The organism is Rhizobium sp. 05L419 (assembly GCF_056397845.1).
This window is the reverse complement of record NZ_JBFTOF010000030.1, coordinates 24,522-40,059: the sequence shown is the minus strand read 5'-3', so window position 1 is coordinate 40,059 and position 15,538 is coordinate 24,522. Positions and strand designations below refer to the sequence as shown.

Here is a 15,538-nt window from a genome sequence, read left to right as displayed (position 1 = left end):
CTTTAACCTGTATTGCAAGCGTGGCAAGATGGGCTCTTGGCGAGGACAAGGGTGTGGGGATCATGCGCAAATTTACAGCAATTCTAGCTTTGGCGATCTCAACTGTGGCTCCGACTGCGTCCTATGCGTGGTGGGACGCCGGTCATATGCGCGCAGCTGCTATCGCCTATGAGAGGTTGACGCCTCAGGCCAAGGCTGAGGCGTCAAGGCTGTTGAAACTCAACCCAAAATACAATGAGTGGGCAACTGCCGTACCCGCAAAGCCCGATGGAACGCCGGGAGACATCGCTCAATATGTCTTCATCCGCGCATCGGTGTGGGCGGACGACATAAAGACCTACAAGGACTACACGCGCGATCAGGACACCGCGACGGGACCGAACGCGGCCCGAAATATCGGCTACTCCGATAAGCTCGTCCACGATTATTGGCATTACAAAGATATTCCGTTCTCTACGGATGGTTCGAGCTGGCCACCACAAGATCCGGTCAATGCGGAGACCCAGATTAAGCTTTTCACCAGTTCACTCCCGACGGCAGCCGGAAAGAGTGACGACATTCGGTCATATGACCTCAGTTGGCTGATCCATCTCGTCGGTAACGTTCATCAACCCCTGCACAGTACGGCTTATTTCAACAAGGCACTTCACAAGATGTGGGTGGACCAGAACAAGACCGATGTCGGCGACCGCGGTGGAAACGAAATCAATGTTGTTCCGGCCGACGGCAAGGCCACCAAACTGCACTTCTTCTGGGACGGGATATTTGGCGGCTACTCGACGCCGTTGGGAGCGGTCGCGGACAACAGAACCGACAAGATTCCTGCCCCCGCCGACGCCTTCGGACAAGAGACGGACCCCGCCCAATGGCTCGAAGAGAGCCATGACCTCGCTTTGCAATTTGCCTATTCGGCATCGGTCGCACTCGACCCTGCGCAGCCAGTTGCGCTCGATCGCCAGTACGAAACCAATGCTCGCAAAGTCGCCGAGGCGCAAATCTCTCTTGCCGGTTATCGGCTCGCAAACTTACTCAACGAGGCATTCAAATGAGGGGATACCTCTTGCTAGTACCCGGTCCCGGTGAAGACGGAGCCAACGAATGCGCTCACGGATAAAGGTTAGTCAGGACGACATCCACGAAGCCATCGCCCGAGTGCAACCGGGCACGGAACTTCACCTCAAGAAGGGGCGCTACGGGAAACCGATAAACATCAACGGAAAGCGGGGCTCTCAGTTTGATCCAATCATCATACGCGGCCCAAAAGCTAAGATCGGTTCAAATATCGATTTCGACGGTTACCGCACAAAGGCAAATGAGCTTGCGGCCGCTCACCAAGCCGCCGGGTCGTTCCCAGGCGTCTACTTTCTCGCGGACGAGGCGGCGCTCATCCTTAAAGATTGCCAATGGGTGTACACTGCCGCGCGCGTAATGCAGGCAAACCACCGTGGCCCCATCAGTGGCTCGGAACAATCTTGCCGCAGCATAATTTTAGCGTAAACAATGCTGTAGGTTTGCATAAACTACCTGTCGCAAGTTCGAATTGGCTCAAGGCGACTTCAAATCTTTGTTGTAAACCGCTTCACACTATTGCGCCCATATCCTCCGATATAGCGGCTGAAGCCGATGTCTGTGGACGTCGCCCGGCGGTGAATTTCAGCCATCGTTGGCTCAAATATCGCGTTAGCGCGCTCTAACTTCGCATGAGCAGCCTGATATGCCGGCATTCTTTCCCGAATTTCGGCGAGTATTTCCCCCTCGTCGATCAACGTCATCCGATCATTTTCAACCACGATTMGTCCGTCGACCATGACTAATTCAATGGAGCGACCGTTTTCGCTATAGACCAGATGTTTGCCGATATCGCTCAGCGGCGTGAAGGCAGTATTGTTCAGATCAAGCATCAGTAGGTCGGCCACCTTCCCGGTTTCGAGCGAACCGGTGACCCCGTCGAGCATGCTGGTTCGTGCGCCCCCGATCGTTGCCATAGTGAGGACTTCGTTGGCTTTCAGCCAATCACCAAAATCAGGCCCCGTTGCACTCTGCACCAAGGCGGCAACCCGCATAACGTCGAAAATTCGCGCGGTATCGTTGGATGAAAGGCCATCAGTTCCAAGACCTAAATGTACGCCGGCATCGAGCAGGCGTCGGATGGGCGCAATACCTGCGCCGAGCTTGAGGTTTGAGATCGCATTGTGGGCGACGGAACATCCGGCTTCGCCCATCAAGTCTATGTCCGCATCACTGACCCAGACGGAATGGGCGATCGTCGTGGCCGGCCCAAGCACGCCTAGATCGTGAAGGTAAGCAACGAGGCTTTTCCCGTAGAATTCCGGGCCGGTCACCGCCTGGGTTTTAGTCTCCAGCACATGCGTGTGCATGGGAACGCCATGACCAAGGGCAAGCGTATAACAGGCCTGCAGCATCTCGGCGGTGCAACGCTGAGGCGCTGAGGGCGCCACCATGAAACGAAGCCGCCCGTTTGCCCGCCCATGATGGGTGGAAAGCACGGCGTCGCAATAATCCATATAAGCATGGGTCGTCATCGGCGGTCCGAAATCGAGTTTTGCCTTCAGCGCTTCCGGCATGATTTCACGCGCATAGGGCAGGGCGTCCAGCGTGTGGATATTCATCACGGCGCTGGAGACATTGGCGCGAATGCCGGCATCTTCATAAGCGGAAAACGCGCAACCAAGCCGTTCGATATTGTGGCCGGGCGGATCGAAAAAATCGTCGCAGAGGGTCGTTACGCCGCTTTTCAGCGATTCCATCGCCAGCAGTGCGCTCCGTAGATAGACGAGCCGCTTGTCGACCTGCGGGCCCATCAGGAGCGGGTAGGCGTAAAGCAGCCATATTTCCAGCGGCATCCGTTCGTACCGGCCGCGCAAGAAAGTTTCGCTGGAATGCGTATGCGCGTTGATAAGGCCGGGCATCAGCAGTTTGTCGGTCGCATCGATTATCCGAGCGCCATCGGCCGCAAGATTGGGACCGATCGCCTCTATACGGCCGTTCGAAACCAGAAGATCTCCAGCAAAGGCCGAACTACCATGTGTCTTGTCCATCGCCAGGAGGGTTGCGTTGCGAAACAGCGTTTTCATGGGCGTTCTCCGCTAAGGTTTTGGGGGTCGCCCGTTCAGTTGTCCCGTAACTCGGTGATGCCGCCAGTTGTACCACCTCTAAGGCGGCTGCTGAGCCAGAGACCGAAGACCGTCGCGAGATAGGGGAGCGCCTGAATGAGATCATGCGGCACGCTATCGCCGAACACGAGCTGCGCGCGGATGCCGATCGCACTCAGCACGGAAAAGAACATCGCCGCCAATGTGGCACCTACTGGATGCGCAGCCCCAAAGATGACTGCGGCAAACGCCATGAAGCCACGTCCCGCCGTCATGTTCTGCCCGAAGAATTGGAGGCTGCCCGCCGCCAGCTCTGCGCCGCCCATTGCTGCCAGAACACCGCCGATCGAAAGAGCGATCAGGCGCATCGTCGATGGGTTAACACCGACGCTGCGGGCCGCGAACGGATGTTCGCCACAGGCCGACAGTTGCAGACCGAAGCGTGTGCGGCACAGAAGAAACCACATAGCGAACACTACAACTGGCATCAGCACCACGAGGATCGAGAGAACACCGTAGGCGCCGAAGGCAGGCCCGAGGCGAGGGAGGCCAAAAGGCGCGTTGACCGCGGACTGGCTGACGAAGAAAGATTGGATGGCAAGCGCCGTGCCGCCAAGCCCCAGGCCCGACAACCCTAGGCCGGCGATGATCGGATTGGCTTTGAGCTTCTCCACCACGAACCAAAGGAGGATCGAAGCCAGAACCGCAAAGAATATGGCGATCAACAGTGCAAGCGTGATCGAACCGGTGACGACGATGCCGAGGATCGTGGCGCAGGCGCCGATGATCATCAGCCCCTCAAGGCCGAGGTTCCAGATGCCCGCCCGCTGGGCTATGACACCCGCTAGTGTTACGTAGACGAGCGGGGTGCCGGAACGCAAGATGGCGATGATGATATCATTCATGAAGAACGTCCCCCGATGTGCAGGATCTTGTCGAGCAGTTTCGACCGGGCTGTGATGAAGAGCGCGATAGCTGCGTTGATGACGTCGATTGCGGCCGACGGCAACCCCGCCATAACCGGCAGGTAGAGCGCTGCTGAAGCGAGCCCGCCGAAGAACAGCGCCGTGATTGCCGTTCCCGCCACGGAGAAGTTGGCCACAAGGGCAATGAGGATGGCGGTGAACCCGTGTGCTGGCAGGAAGCCGCTGGCGATGCGCCCATTTGGTCCGAGAAGCTCGATCGTTCCGGCGAGGCCCGCCAATGCACCGCTGAGCAGAAAGCTTGTGATTCCAAGCTTCCATAACAGCGCACCCTGCCAGCGTACCATCACCGGGTTGCGGCCGGCGAGGCTGGCCAGCATGCCGAAAGTCGTGCGGTTGACGAGCAGCCACATGCCAAGCCCGACGACCACAGCAATGGCGATGATCGTGACTGAGAGGCCCGACGACGTCGAGATGCGATAGGCTGCCTCAAGTGGGCGGCTGGAGGCCTGTTGCCCGGAGCCCGATGGGTCCTTGAGCGGCCCGGACGTAACATAGACCAACAGCAGGCCCGCCATGAAATTCMCCATCAGCGTCGTGATGACCTCGTCTGTCCCAGTGCGGATACGAAGGTAGCCGGGCCAGAAAGCCCAGAATGCGCCGCCAGCCATTCCGGCGAGCATGCAGGCAGGAATGACGATGTACGCCGGAGCGCCCGAAAGCCATTCCGCGACGAAGGCCGCGGATATGGAGCCGACATAGAACTGTCCCTGCGCGCCAATGTTGAAGAACCCGGCACGGAATGAAATCCCAACCCCGACGGCGGTGATGAATAGCGGCAACGCCCATCGGAGGCTCTGCGCCAGAGCGCCGGGTCGCAGAAATGCTCCATCTGCGACATTGGTCAGCACCATGGACGCAGAATAACCGGCAATCTGAAAGACCGCGGAACACAGGACCAATGCGAAGATGACAAAGATCAAGCTGCGAAGAATGTCGGATACGCGCGCTATCATCGGGAAACCCCAATCATTGCGGCACCGACCGCACCCATGTCGTAAGGAGCCGTGAACGTTCCGACGACCCGGCCCGTTAGCATCACGACGACGCGATCGCTGATATCGAAAAGTTCATCCAAATCGGACGAGATCAGGATGATGCCGCAGCCACGATCGCGCGCCTGGCGGAGCGCGTCCCAGACAAAGGCTGTGGCGCCGATGTCGAGGCCGCGTGAGGGTTGGGCTGCGATGATCAGCTTCGCATCCAGATCGATCTCGCGCGACAGGATCACCTTTTGCGCGTTGCCGCCGGAGAGCGCTCCCGCCTTTTGCGCGACATTGTCATAACGTACGCCCCATGCTTTCAACGCGGCGTCGCACTCGCTGCGCAACCGTGCTGGATTGACCAGACGCAGAAGCGGCTTTTCAAGAAGCGCGCGGGCAGTCCAGTTTTCCCACAGGCTGGAGGAGAGGCTAAGCCCTTCCGTATTGCGCTCGAAGGGGATAATGCGCAGGCCCTTCGAACGGCGCTGAGCAAGCGACTGGGTGGTAATGTCGTGCCCTGCCAGGTGGACCTCGCCTCGGCTCGCCTTGGCGAAATCCGCGATGAGGCGCACCAACGTGCGCTGCCCGTTGCCGTCGACGCCAGCGATGCCGACGATCTCGCCGGGACAAACGTGAAAATCCACATCCTGCAGCGCCGGGCCTTCCTGATCGACAAACGTGGTAATGTCTAAAAGCTTGAGAACTGGTGCCGCCGTTACCACTTTTGCGACAGTCGAAGCATGTTCCACCGTGCCAGCTCCGGTTAGCGCTTGCGCATCGGCCGCTGCGAGCCCGCGGCTTGCTTCGCCGATGATGAGCTTGGAGAGCCGCTCGCCATCCACATCCGTCGTCATCAGCGGACCTTCGACAAGCCGACCGGCGCGCAGCACCGTTACCGTGTCGGCGATGGCGAGAACCTCGCGAATTTTATGAAGTATGAGAAGAACGGTCACGCCCTGCGCTTTAAGTCGACGCACGCGCTCGAACAGTTTCTCGATGCCGGACGGCGACAACACTGCGGTTGGCTCGTCGAGGATGAGAACCTTGGACTGCGTGACCAGCGCCCGGGCGATTTCAATCCCCTGCTGGCTTTCCACCGGCAGGTCTCTGATCCGTGCGCCGAGATCGACTGATATATCGAGGCTTTCGAGATGCGGACGCCAACGCTCGAACAGCCTCCTGCGGGTGAAGAACCGCCCGGCTCCCGTTGCACCGAACTCCATGGCCTCTGCCACAGTGAACGATGGCGGCAGCGCGAAGCTCTGGTGAACCAGTTCGACACCGGCAGCGCGTGCCTCACCGACATTGCCACCGCGCATGACCCGGCCACCGATCGCCACATGGCCGGCCGCCGGCCGCACGAGACCGGATGCAACACGGGCGAAGGTGGTTTTTCCAGCACCATTCTGGCCGACCACGGCGTGAATAAGGCCGGCACCGAATGCGGTGGACACCGCATCGAGAGCGGTGACCGGCCCATAGGTCACCGAGACGTTCTGGCACAAAAGCGCCGAGGCATGAGGATCGGTCATGGGAGGCCCGTTCACGTGGCTGATATGACGGATGGCGTGAACGCCACCCGCATGCTCATCAGATGGTCGTATTGAAGGGAACAGTAATCGAGCCGTCGAGAATGCCCTTTTTGGCAGCCTCGATTTCCGGCATAATTTCCTTGATCTTGGCGACGACGTCCGCCGGACCCTGCTCCAGGAAGAGCGGCGATACAATGAAGTCGATAACGCCGGTGTCCAGTCCGGTCTTCTCATGCGTTCCGCCCTTCCAGTCCGGGCCGAGCGCCTTGGTCACTTCGTTGTAAAGAGAGACGCCGAAGTCAAGCTGAACGATGCTGCTGATCGATTTCGGCCCCTGCGGGAACTGCGCCTTGTCGAGAACGCTAACGATGCGTCCTTCCTTCTCATTTGCCGCAGCGATGATGCCGGCGTCGGTCGCAGCTGAATCGGTCTGGATGAAGTCGATACCGTCATTGAACATCTGCGCGGCGATTTCCTGGCCCTTCGCCGGGTCCTGGAACGAGCCCGCAAAAGCAACGGTCACCGTTGCCTGCGGGTTGACGGAGAGAGCGCCCGCCTTGACGGCGTTGAAATCCGCGTTGATCGGCGGAATAGAAATGCCTCCAATGAAACCGACCTTGCCGGACTTGCTCATCCGGCCGGCGAAGATGCCCGAGAGATAGCAGCCGAGATAATAGTCGTAAGATACGGTGACGACATTTGGGATCGCGGGCTCCATTGGATCGCCAAAGAGTTGGATCCATTTAACGTTGGGATAGGACGGCGCCAGGGCCTTGAAGGGTTCGGCCACTTCATTGAAGGTCGAGACAATAACGGTCGCGCCGGCATCGCACAGCGTGCGGAAGATCGACTCGTAGGTGGCTGGATCCTGCGCATAGACGGCACGATACTCGAAGCCCTTCTCTTCCGAGAGTTTCTTCAGATTGGCAATCATCGTATCGACGGGGCCGCTATCGCCTGCCGATTGCGTATGCACGAGAGCGACAAGTCCGCCTTCGGCATGGACGACCGCAGGCAGCAATCCACCCGCCAGCGCCAGCACAGCTGTGCCGGCGGAGATTTTTAGAAAGTCGCGCCGATCAAACGAGGGCTGGTTCAAAATACTATCTTTCATCTTGCTGTTCCCTTTTTTTGGTTGGATTGGGTGGGCACCACCGCTGCCCGGGTTCCTCAGACTTTCGGAGAGTAGGAAGCCGGGTTCATGATCATCACATCCTGGCGCTCGATGGCGTTCAGCGCCCAGATTTCGGTGATGAATTTCTGCCAGTCGGGATCGGCGTACATCGCCGTCCGGCGGGCCTCGCGGTCCGCAAGGCTTTCATAGGCCCACATCAGCACGGTCGTGTGCAGGGTGCCGATCTCCGACACATAGAGGCCGACGAACCGGTTGAGGTGGCGCTTCTGCACTGGCAGGCCCTCTGCCTCGTATTTCCTCATCCAGCCATCGACCGTGCCGGGGCGAAAAGTATAGGTGCGGTGTTCCAGGATCATTGCCGGTCTCGCTTCAGCTGTTGAGAATGAAATCTGCGCAACGCTCGCCGATCATGATCGCCGGTGCGTTGGTGTTGCCGCTGGAAATGATCGGCATGATGGAGGCATCGGCGACCCGCAGTCCTTCGACGCCACGCACCTTCAGGCGCGCATCTACCACCGCCATCGGATCGTTGCCCATCTTGCAGGTTCCAACGGGATGGAACGTCGTCATCGCGGTTGCCCGCAGCCATTTCGACAGATCGGCATCGTTGAGCGCTGCCGGCCCCGGCGCCAGCTCCTTGCCGCGATATCCGTCGAACGCCGGCTGACTGATGATGTCGCGGGTCAGCCTGATGCCGTCGATCATGGTGCGCATGTCGAAATCGGTCTGCAGATAATTGGCAAGGATCTTCGGGGCGGCCATCGGATCGGATGAGCGCAGGGTGATTTCGCCACGGCTTTCCGGATTGACCGGACCGACGCGCAGGGTGAAGCCGTGGTTAGCCTCGACCGTCTCGCGCTTGAAGGGATTCGGAAAGTGCAGGTTGGCGGTCTTTTCCAGAGCCGGCATGAAATGAAGCTGGATATCCGGTGCGATTAGGTCCGGCCGCGAGCGAACGAAGGCACCAGCCTCATAGGGAAAGGTCGTGGTGATGCCTTCGCCGAACAGGATGCCCTGGATGACGGACAGCGTCAGCTTGTCGGCACGCAGATCCGAATAGAGCGTCACCGGCTTGCGGCACTCCCACGACATCACGCAGTCGACGTGGTCCTGAAGGTTCTTGCCCACGCCGGGGAGGTCCTGCACAATATCGATGCCATGCATGCGCAGTTCGTCAGCCGGGCCGATGCCTGACAGTAGCAGGGTCTGCGGCGAATTAGCGGCTCCGGCGGAAAGCACAATCTCGCGGTCGGCATAGGCCTTCTGCGTCTTGCCGCGATGAAGATATTCTACGCCGACAGCGCGGCCCTGCTCGACAACGACGCGATGGGTGTGCGCCTGCGTCATCACCGTCAAGTTGGTACGCGACAGGGCGGGGCGCAAAAACGCGAAGGATGTCGACCAGCGCTTGCCCTTGCGGATCGTGAAATCGTAGCGCCCGAAACCTTCCTGTTCGACGCCGTTAAAATCATCGTTGAGCGGATAGCCGGCCTCGTGGCCAGCTTCGTTGAAAACATCCAGCAGGCTGTTCCAGCCGCGCGCGCGGCAGACGGTCAGCTCGCCATTCTTCTCATGAAACGCGTCGTCGCGCTCGATATGCCCTTCGGAGCGGCGGAAGGCGGGCAGCACCTCGTCATAGGACCAACCTGGAAGACCCATCTGCGACCAGCGATCATAATCGTGACGATTGCCGCGCACGTATATCATGCCGTTGATGGTTGAGGTTCCACCCAAGACCTTGCCGCGAGGCCAATAGAGAGAGCGGCCGTTAAGATAGGGCTCGGGTTCGGTGTGGTAGTGCCAGTTGTAAATGCCGGAGTGAAAGAGCTTGCCCATCAGCATCGGTAGGCGGAACAGCGGATTGCGGTCCTTGCCGCCCGCTTCCAGCAGCAGCACCCGGTTGGCCGGGTCGGCCGAAAGCCGGTTTGCCAGTACGCAACCCGCTGACCCCGCACCGATAATGATGAAATCGAAATGGTCGCTCCGCGCCATGGTCACCACGCAATGGGATTGGATCCCATTTCCCCTAGAAAGTCGTTGCAGAGAATGAAAGGGTTGGGGCGCTCGAGCACCGCATCGGCGCGGGCTGGATGATCCCGCAGGATGGCGGCGATGCTGCCGTTGCGCCCCTCACGAATACCGGCTGCCGCGAATGCTTCGGCGGCCACATCGCCAAAGGCGATGAAGACGATCGGTCTGCCACTGCCGGCCAGCATCGCCAGTGTCTTCTGAATAAAAGGACGCCAGAGGGGAACGTGGCCGCGGGACTGATGCGGGTCGATGCAAACCTGAAAGCGCGTTAGGGTCAAGGAGGCATTCAACAGAAGCACGCCTTCGCGGACCCATTGGTCGACGACCGCTGACGGCGCTTCCATTTGGACTGTACCCTGCTCGATATCTCGAAGCGTTCTTGGCCACTCGGAAAAGCCGCTGGAGTAGGAGGTGTCGCCGGTGCGTGCCGCCACGATCAGTTGCGTGAAGGCACGGATGCTGCGCGAAAACATCTTGTCGAGTTCACGCCATTCGGCAATGTTGCCGGTCTCAAAGGCTCGGCCGGTAGCAAAGCCTGGCTCGGGGTAAGGGTCTTGGCCGAGAATGATGCAGGACACCTGTTCCGGCGCAATGTCGTCATAGGCGCGAAACAGATGCGCACCCTTGGGCATGCCAGGAAAATGGCGATTGCGGCGAACAGGAAAGATCGGCTCCCAGATCTCAAGATCGAGGTCGTCGTCGATAGCTGCAAAGTCGGGTGCCGCACTTGCGCAGAGATCCCGCCAGGCTTGCGGCACATCTGCCTGCCACCCATCCAGAAACTCCCGCATCGCCATTCTCAGTGACGAAGACATTTCGACACTCCTCCTTTGTCATTGACTGCGATGGTAGTCAAAACCTGACCAAAGTGTCAACTTATTAAAAGATAAAACCTGACCACACCGTCAGATTATATCGACGTGTGCGATGAAGTGTGAAAAGGTATGGTGCGCGGTCGGCAATCACTGGCCGTCCCCACAAGAATCAGGAATAAACGAGCGACGTGAGATGCCAAAACAGTCCGCTACAAGAGCCTCGAAGAATGGGGTCGATATTGACGAAAAGATTCGTGCCCGCAACATCCGCGAGATCCTGAAGGCCGCAACGGAAATCTTTTCAAGAAAGGGCTTCGACGGCACGCGCATCGCCGAGATTGCCGAGGCATCCGGCCTTCCGAAGGCCAATGTCTACTACTATTTCTCCTCGAAGGAGGAGATTTACCGCGCCGTCATCGAATACTTGATCGAAGGCTGGGATGACGCCTTCGCCCATATCTCGGCAGACCGTGAGCCGCAGGACGCCATCCGGTCTTATGTCGTGGCCAAGCTCTCTTACACCCGTCGGAATGTGATTGAATCGCGCCTGTTCGCCAACGAGATCATTCGCGGCGCGCAATTCCTGTCGCACAAAGATCGTCAGCATATGCGCACCGTCACCGATGAAAAGGCAAAGGTCATCGAGGATTGGATCGCTGCCGGAAAACTCCGGCCCGTAGATCCAAGGCACCTGTTCATCATGCTGTGGTCGGCAACTCAGTTCTACGCGGATTTCGAGCCGCTAGCCTGTGATGCTCTGCAAACGAGCAAACTCAAGGGCACAGACTACTCACGTGCCGCCGAAACGATCAGCGAGACTGTGTTGCGCGGTCTTCTCCCCACTGGACGGACGTAAAGGTTTCCGATTGCGTGATCTGCCACCGCGAGATCTCCGTTACCGGAGCAGTCGCCTGAGATCGGGCATCGGCTCAGACTTTGCAATCGTGGATCTAGGCTGACATCGCTACCATTCCAGGTCCGACACTTGCCGAGCAGTTCAACATTTTGGCTGCCTAAAGTCGGCTCGCCAACGTTGCCACGCGACTTGCGTAGAGTTTGCGACGGAGCCGTCGATCGAAGTCGGTGACGAAGCGCTGGAAGGATGAGTTGCGGGATCTGAGGACCGACATCTGTCGCCGGCACGATGCCGATCCACCGATCAAGCGCCCGAACCGCTCCATCGCTTCAGAGCCTACAATCATTTCATGCGAAAATCATAGAACCCATGCTGTTGAATTTAGAAACGTCCGCAAGAGCTTCGGCAGCGTGGACGTGATTCCCGAGCTTATCTACGCCATAGCCCTCTAATGCCGCTCTTCTATATGCACTCTCCGAATCGCCCGTTAACGTAGTTGCTCATCATCGTCGGGCGCGGCCCGACGTCCCGCTCGATAGCTACGCAAACTCCGCCGACTGCAGTACATTTATCTGAAGCCGGGCACTATGGACGCCAAGCAAAGCGTCTCATCGGCAAATCGGGGTTCATCGCCCGGCTTGCCGCGCGCGACCCAGTCCCGCTTCGTCCTCAGGTAATTGATCAGTTCGGCCAATTCGGTTGCCTTCTGCTCCAGCCTGACGAGTTGGACTCCCATGATCTCGACTTCACGCGCCTGCGATAGCCCCTCACGTCGCAGTTCCGTGGCAATCTCCGCGATCTCCTTGAGTGGCATACCGAGTGATTGCGCGAAACGGATCATCCGGGCCGTCGAGGCGTCTCGTTCGGTGAATATCTGATAGGGATTGCGGCCACCCTTGGCGCCAAGCTGCGGCGTGAGCAAACCTTTGCGAACGTAGAAACGGACGGTGTCCTGACTCAGCCCTGTCCGCTGAGCGAATTCTCCGATCAGCATATCGTCTTCTCTCAAGCTCTTGACCATGGACCTTGGTCCAGTCTTATAGAGCATGTTCCGTCAATTGTGGAACAATTATTATGTCGAACGATCAAAATCGTAATTCGCTCCCGTCTGTTGCCTTCGTAACGGGCGCAACCGGACTCCTTGGCAACAATCTAGTACGGGAACTGATCGCCGAAGGTTGGCATGTGCGGGCGCTGGTCCGCTCACCGGAAAAAGCGGCACGGCAGTTTGTCGGGCTCGACCTGGAAATCGTCACCGGCGATATGCTCGACGTGCCCGGTTTCGCGGATGCGCTTCGAAACGTCGATGTGGTCTTCCACACAGCGGCCTATTTCCGGGATTCCTACAAGGGTGGACGCCACTGGAATGCGCTATACGCGGCCAATGTCAAGGGCACCCGCGCTTTGCTCGATCACGCATGGAGCGCTGGTGTGCGCCGCTTCGTCCATACGAGTTCGGTTGCAGTGCTGCACGGCGCACCCAGTCAGATCATCGATGAGACCATGATGCGGGATGAGCGGGACGCCGACGATTATTATCGCAGCAAAATCCTGGCGGACCGTGTGGTGCTCGGCTTTCTCGACAAAAATCCCGATTTCTGGGCGGCCATGGTGCTTCCAGGCTGGATGCACGGTCCGGGCGATATCGGGCCGACATCGGCAGGTCAGACCGTCCTGGATGTAGCGCTCGAACGCCTACCCGGCGTTCCGCCGGGGTCCTTCTCGGTGGTCGATGCACGGGACGTAGCACGGGCGATGATCCACGCGAACCTCCAGGGAAGACGCGGTGAACGCTACCTTGCCGCCGGGCGGCATATGACAATGACCGAGCTCGTGCCGTTGATCGCGCGGGAAACCGGGGCCAAGGCGCCGACGCGACGCATACCGCTGAGTCTTCTTCACCTGATCGGCGCCTGCAATGAACTCTACGCCCGGATTACCGGCAAGCCGGTGCTATTGAGTTGGGCCATGGCGCGTACCATCGCGAACGAGAATGATCGCTCTCGTTACAATCCGGCGAAGAGTAAACAAGAGCTGGGTCTGGAGTTCCGCCCGGTCAGCGAAACGCTGCGCGATGAAGTGGACTGGTTCCGCGAACACGGCCTTTTGCCAAGCTGAAAGGATCAAATGCACATGCGACGTGTCGACGTGGCTTTCCCGAAGCGCCGAGATAAGTTGTTCTCCGAACAGATCGTTCGACAGGCCGGTCAACACTGCCGGTTCGTATGCCCAGTCGTCCCAAAGCAATTGCAGTGTTGAAGACGATCGCCGCCGGCATGAGGAACGAAGGCCTGTCTCCGTCGACTGTCGACGCCGGAATCGTGTCAATCATCGCTTCGCCGCAGCAGAGAATCGCTTCGAATATCTTTCAAGCACCTGCGATAATGCAGTGGTTGAGATTTCCAGGCGATCGGGGTCGATATTCACGTAGCCGCGGCGCGTTCCACAGACCGCTCCGCCGTCGGCGAAGATCTCGACGATTCCGAAGTCATGAAACAGACGAAGGTCTTTCGCCTCGCCGAGCTCCGCCACATAGTGGATTGAGCCGTCGTCCTGGGCGAGGCGAATCGAAAGGATGCCGTCGGTGACGCTCACCTCGAAAGCAAGCTCGCCACCTTTCGTCGCGACAAGCTTGCTGCCTTCGAGCGGCCCGGCAAGCCGTATTTCAATGGGAGCTTTCGGCAGCGAGTATTGGCCGCTTTGGTTCTCAATTACAGGGTCGGCGGCATAGCGCTCGTCGACTTCAATCGCTGGCAGCATGAGCAGCTTCTTCTTGTCTTCGCTCAGGCTTAAAACGCGCGGCAGGGACATCTCGCCGGAATAGGATGAACCCTCGGGCTTGCGGTATTCCCAGTTGAAAAGCCAGGCAAACGCGATCTGACGTCCGTCTGCCTCGAAACTCTGCATCGCGTAATAGTCAGTCCCGAAATCCAGCAATTGCAGTTCCGGCGTATCGGGCACGAAATGGTCCTCGTTCAACTCACCGATCAGCGCGTAAAGAAGATTGTGCCGCCGTGTTCGTGGCTCGACATGGCCCACAAAGCCCATCACCAGAACCCACTTATCCCCCAGCCGAAGAAAATCCGGGCATTCGACCGCACGTGCGCCTTCTTGGCGGAAGTTAACCGGCGCACGGTAGAGCGGCCTGAGGTATTGCCAATCGAGGCCGTCGTCGGAGCCGAACAACAAGACCGCGGGATCGCCCTCGATCGATGCGCCGAGTATCATGCGATAGGCGTTGGCTGCGTCGTCCCACCAAACTTTTGGATCGCGGAAGTCGTGCTCGACCCCGTCGGGACGCTGCTCCAACACCGTCACAATGCCTTCCGCCTTGATCATCCGCCGATCTGGGCGCGCTATTTTCTGAATTTCCCGATAACCCTTGAAAAGGTCATAGGCGGGCAGGCGCTCGGTGTAAAAGAACATCAAGCTTCCATCTCGATCCCGAAAGGCATTGCCGGAGAATGCGCCTCCTGTGGCGCCGAGACGCCACAGGTTCTGTTCTGGATGCAGAAATACCGGCATGTGAAGCCAATTGACCAGATCGCGGCTGGTCGTATGTCCCCAGTGCATCGGTCCCCAATCACTGCCGCTGGGATGGAATTGGTAAAAAAGGTGCCATAGCTCGCCGATCTTGCAGAGACCTATGGGGTCGTTCATCCAATGCCGGATTGGCGAGAAATGGTGCGCAGGACGATCCGGATCTGACCGAAGCCAATCTTCAATTTCCGCACCGGTGCGTTGAAGGATCCCTTTTTCCGAAAATTCAAACACTGTTATACCGGTCTCGTTCACGGTTTGAGGCTGATACCCATAGGCCCAAAGAACAGCGTCCGGCGCATTAGTGACAATGGTGACCTCGCAAGCTTCCCTGTGGTGATACTTGAAAAACTCCGGATGGATGGCCAATGCCGGAACCTGCCAAACCGCTTTACCTTCAATGCTGATACGAAAAAAGCCGTCGCCCGCGGCCCAAAATTCCAAGTGGTACCCCGAGGGTAGGAATAGGTTTTGCTTCATTAACGGGCCATCTTCCCGTTTTCCATTTGTTTCGTCATGAACACAACTCCGAATAGTCACTGAATTTTCG

At 58.5% G+C, this 15,538-nt stretch carries 14 protein-coding genes; 4 read left to right on the top strand and 10 right to left on the bottom strand.

The features are described 5' to 3' along the window. The first annotated feature begins 62 nt into the window (after positions 1-62). Positions 63-1,049 (top strand): S1/P1 nuclease, encoded by a 987-nt coding sequence (locus tag AC1DMK_RS26695; protein WP_477863375.1) that lies wholly within the window; start codon positions 63-65, stop codon positions 1,047-1,049. A 49-nt stretch (positions 1,050-1,098) separates the two neighbouring features. Further along, complete coding sequence (locus AC1DMK_RS26690) at positions 1,099-1,497, top strand: hypothetical protein (protein ID WP_477863373.1); 399 nt, start codon at positions 1,099-1,101, stop codon at positions 1,495-1,497. Positions 1,498-1,556: 59 nt separating this feature from the next. On the opposite strand, the gene AC1DMK_RS26685 is transcribed toward AC1DMK_RS26690, so the two are convergent. The 8 genes from AC1DMK_RS26685 to AC1DMK_RS26650 are packed head-to-tail and all read right to left on the bottom strand — an operon-like array spanning position 1,557 to position 10,592. After that, on the bottom strand, positions 1,557-3,095 hold the full coding sequence (locus tag AC1DMK_RS26685; protein WP_477863371.1) for an amidohydrolase family protein: 1,539 nt from the start codon (positions 3,093-3,095) through the stop codon (positions 1,557-1,559). Between the two features lie 35 nt (positions 3,096-3,130). Then, complete coding sequence (locus AC1DMK_RS26680; protein WP_477863369.1) at positions 3,131-4,018, bottom strand: ABC transporter permease; 888 nt, start codon at positions 4,016-4,018, stop codon at positions 3,131-3,133. After that, positions 4,015-5,052, bottom strand: a complete 1,038-nt coding sequence (locus AC1DMK_RS26675; protein ID WP_477863367.1) for an ABC transporter permease — start codon at positions 5,050-5,052, stop codon at positions 4,015-4,017. Before AC1DMK_RS26675 ends, AC1DMK_RS26680 begins: the two co-directional genes overlap by 4 nt. Next, complete coding sequence (locus AC1DMK_RS26670) at positions 5,049-6,611, bottom strand: ABC transporter ATP-binding protein (RefSeq protein WP_477863365.1); 1,563 nt, start codon at positions 6,609-6,611, stop codon at positions 5,049-5,051. The genes AC1DMK_RS26675 and AC1DMK_RS26670 overlap by 4 nt, the downstream gene beginning before the upstream one ends. A 58-nt stretch (positions 6,612-6,669) precedes the next feature. Continuing rightward, complete coding sequence (locus AC1DMK_RS26665; protein ID WP_477863363.1) at positions 6,670-7,725, bottom strand: BMP family ABC transporter substrate-binding protein; 1,056 nt, start codon at positions 7,723-7,725, stop codon at positions 6,670-6,672. 56 nt (positions 7,726-7,781) lie between these two features. Beyond that, on the bottom strand, positions 7,782-8,102 hold the full coding sequence (locus AC1DMK_RS26660) for an NIPSNAP family protein (protein WP_477863361.1): 321 nt from the start codon (positions 8,100-8,102) through the stop codon (positions 7,782-7,784). 13 nt (positions 8,103-8,115) lie between these two features. Further along, on the bottom strand, positions 8,116-9,738 hold the full coding sequence (locus AC1DMK_RS26655) for a GMC family oxidoreductase (protein WP_477863359.1): 1,623 nt from the start codon (positions 9,736-9,738) through the stop codon (positions 8,116-8,118). A gap of 2 nt (positions 9,739-9,740) precedes the next feature. Further along, positions 9,741-10,592 carry a uracil-DNA glycosylase family protein gene (locus tag AC1DMK_RS26650; protein ID WP_477863357.1) on the bottom strand — a complete coding sequence of 284 codons (852 nt, stop codon included), beginning with the start codon at positions 10,590-10,592 and terminating at the stop codon, positions 9,741-9,743. A gap of 193 nt (positions 10,593-10,785) precedes the next feature. Here AC1DMK_RS26650 and AC1DMK_RS26645 point away from each other — a divergent pair, with 193 nt between their 5' ends. Further along, positions 10,786-11,448 carry a TetR family transcriptional regulator C-terminal domain-containing protein gene (locus tag AC1DMK_RS26645; RefSeq protein WP_477863355.1) on the top strand — a complete coding sequence of 221 codons (663 nt, stop codon included), beginning with the start codon at positions 10,786-10,788 and terminating at the stop codon, positions 11,446-11,448. Between the two features lie 568 nt (positions 11,449-12,016). On the opposite strand, the gene AC1DMK_RS26640 is transcribed toward AC1DMK_RS26645, so the two are convergent. Continuing rightward, positions 12,017-12,469 (bottom strand): MerR family transcriptional regulator, encoded by a 453-nt coding sequence (locus tag AC1DMK_RS26640; RefSeq protein WP_477863354.1) that lies wholly within the window; start codon positions 12,467-12,469, stop codon positions 12,017-12,019. Positions 12,470-12,522: 53 nt separating this feature from the next. Between AC1DMK_RS26640 and AC1DMK_RS26635 the strand changes: the two genes are divergently transcribed. Continuing rightward, entirely contained in the window at positions 12,523-13,566 is a 1,044-nt protein-coding gene (locus AC1DMK_RS26635; RefSeq protein WP_477863352.1) for an SDR family oxidoreductase, read from the top strand. 210 nt (positions 13,567-13,776) lie between these two features. Here the strand turns inward: AC1DMK_RS26635 and AC1DMK_RS26630 are convergent, their stop codons facing one another. Beyond that, the gene (locus AC1DMK_RS26630; protein ID WP_477863350.1) at positions 13,777-15,468 is read right to left on the bottom strand and encodes a glycoside hydrolase family protein; all 1,692 of its coding nucleotides are present in this window, start codon (positions 15,466-15,468) and stop codon (positions 13,777-13,779) included. Positions 15,469-15,538: the final 70 nt, after the last annotated feature.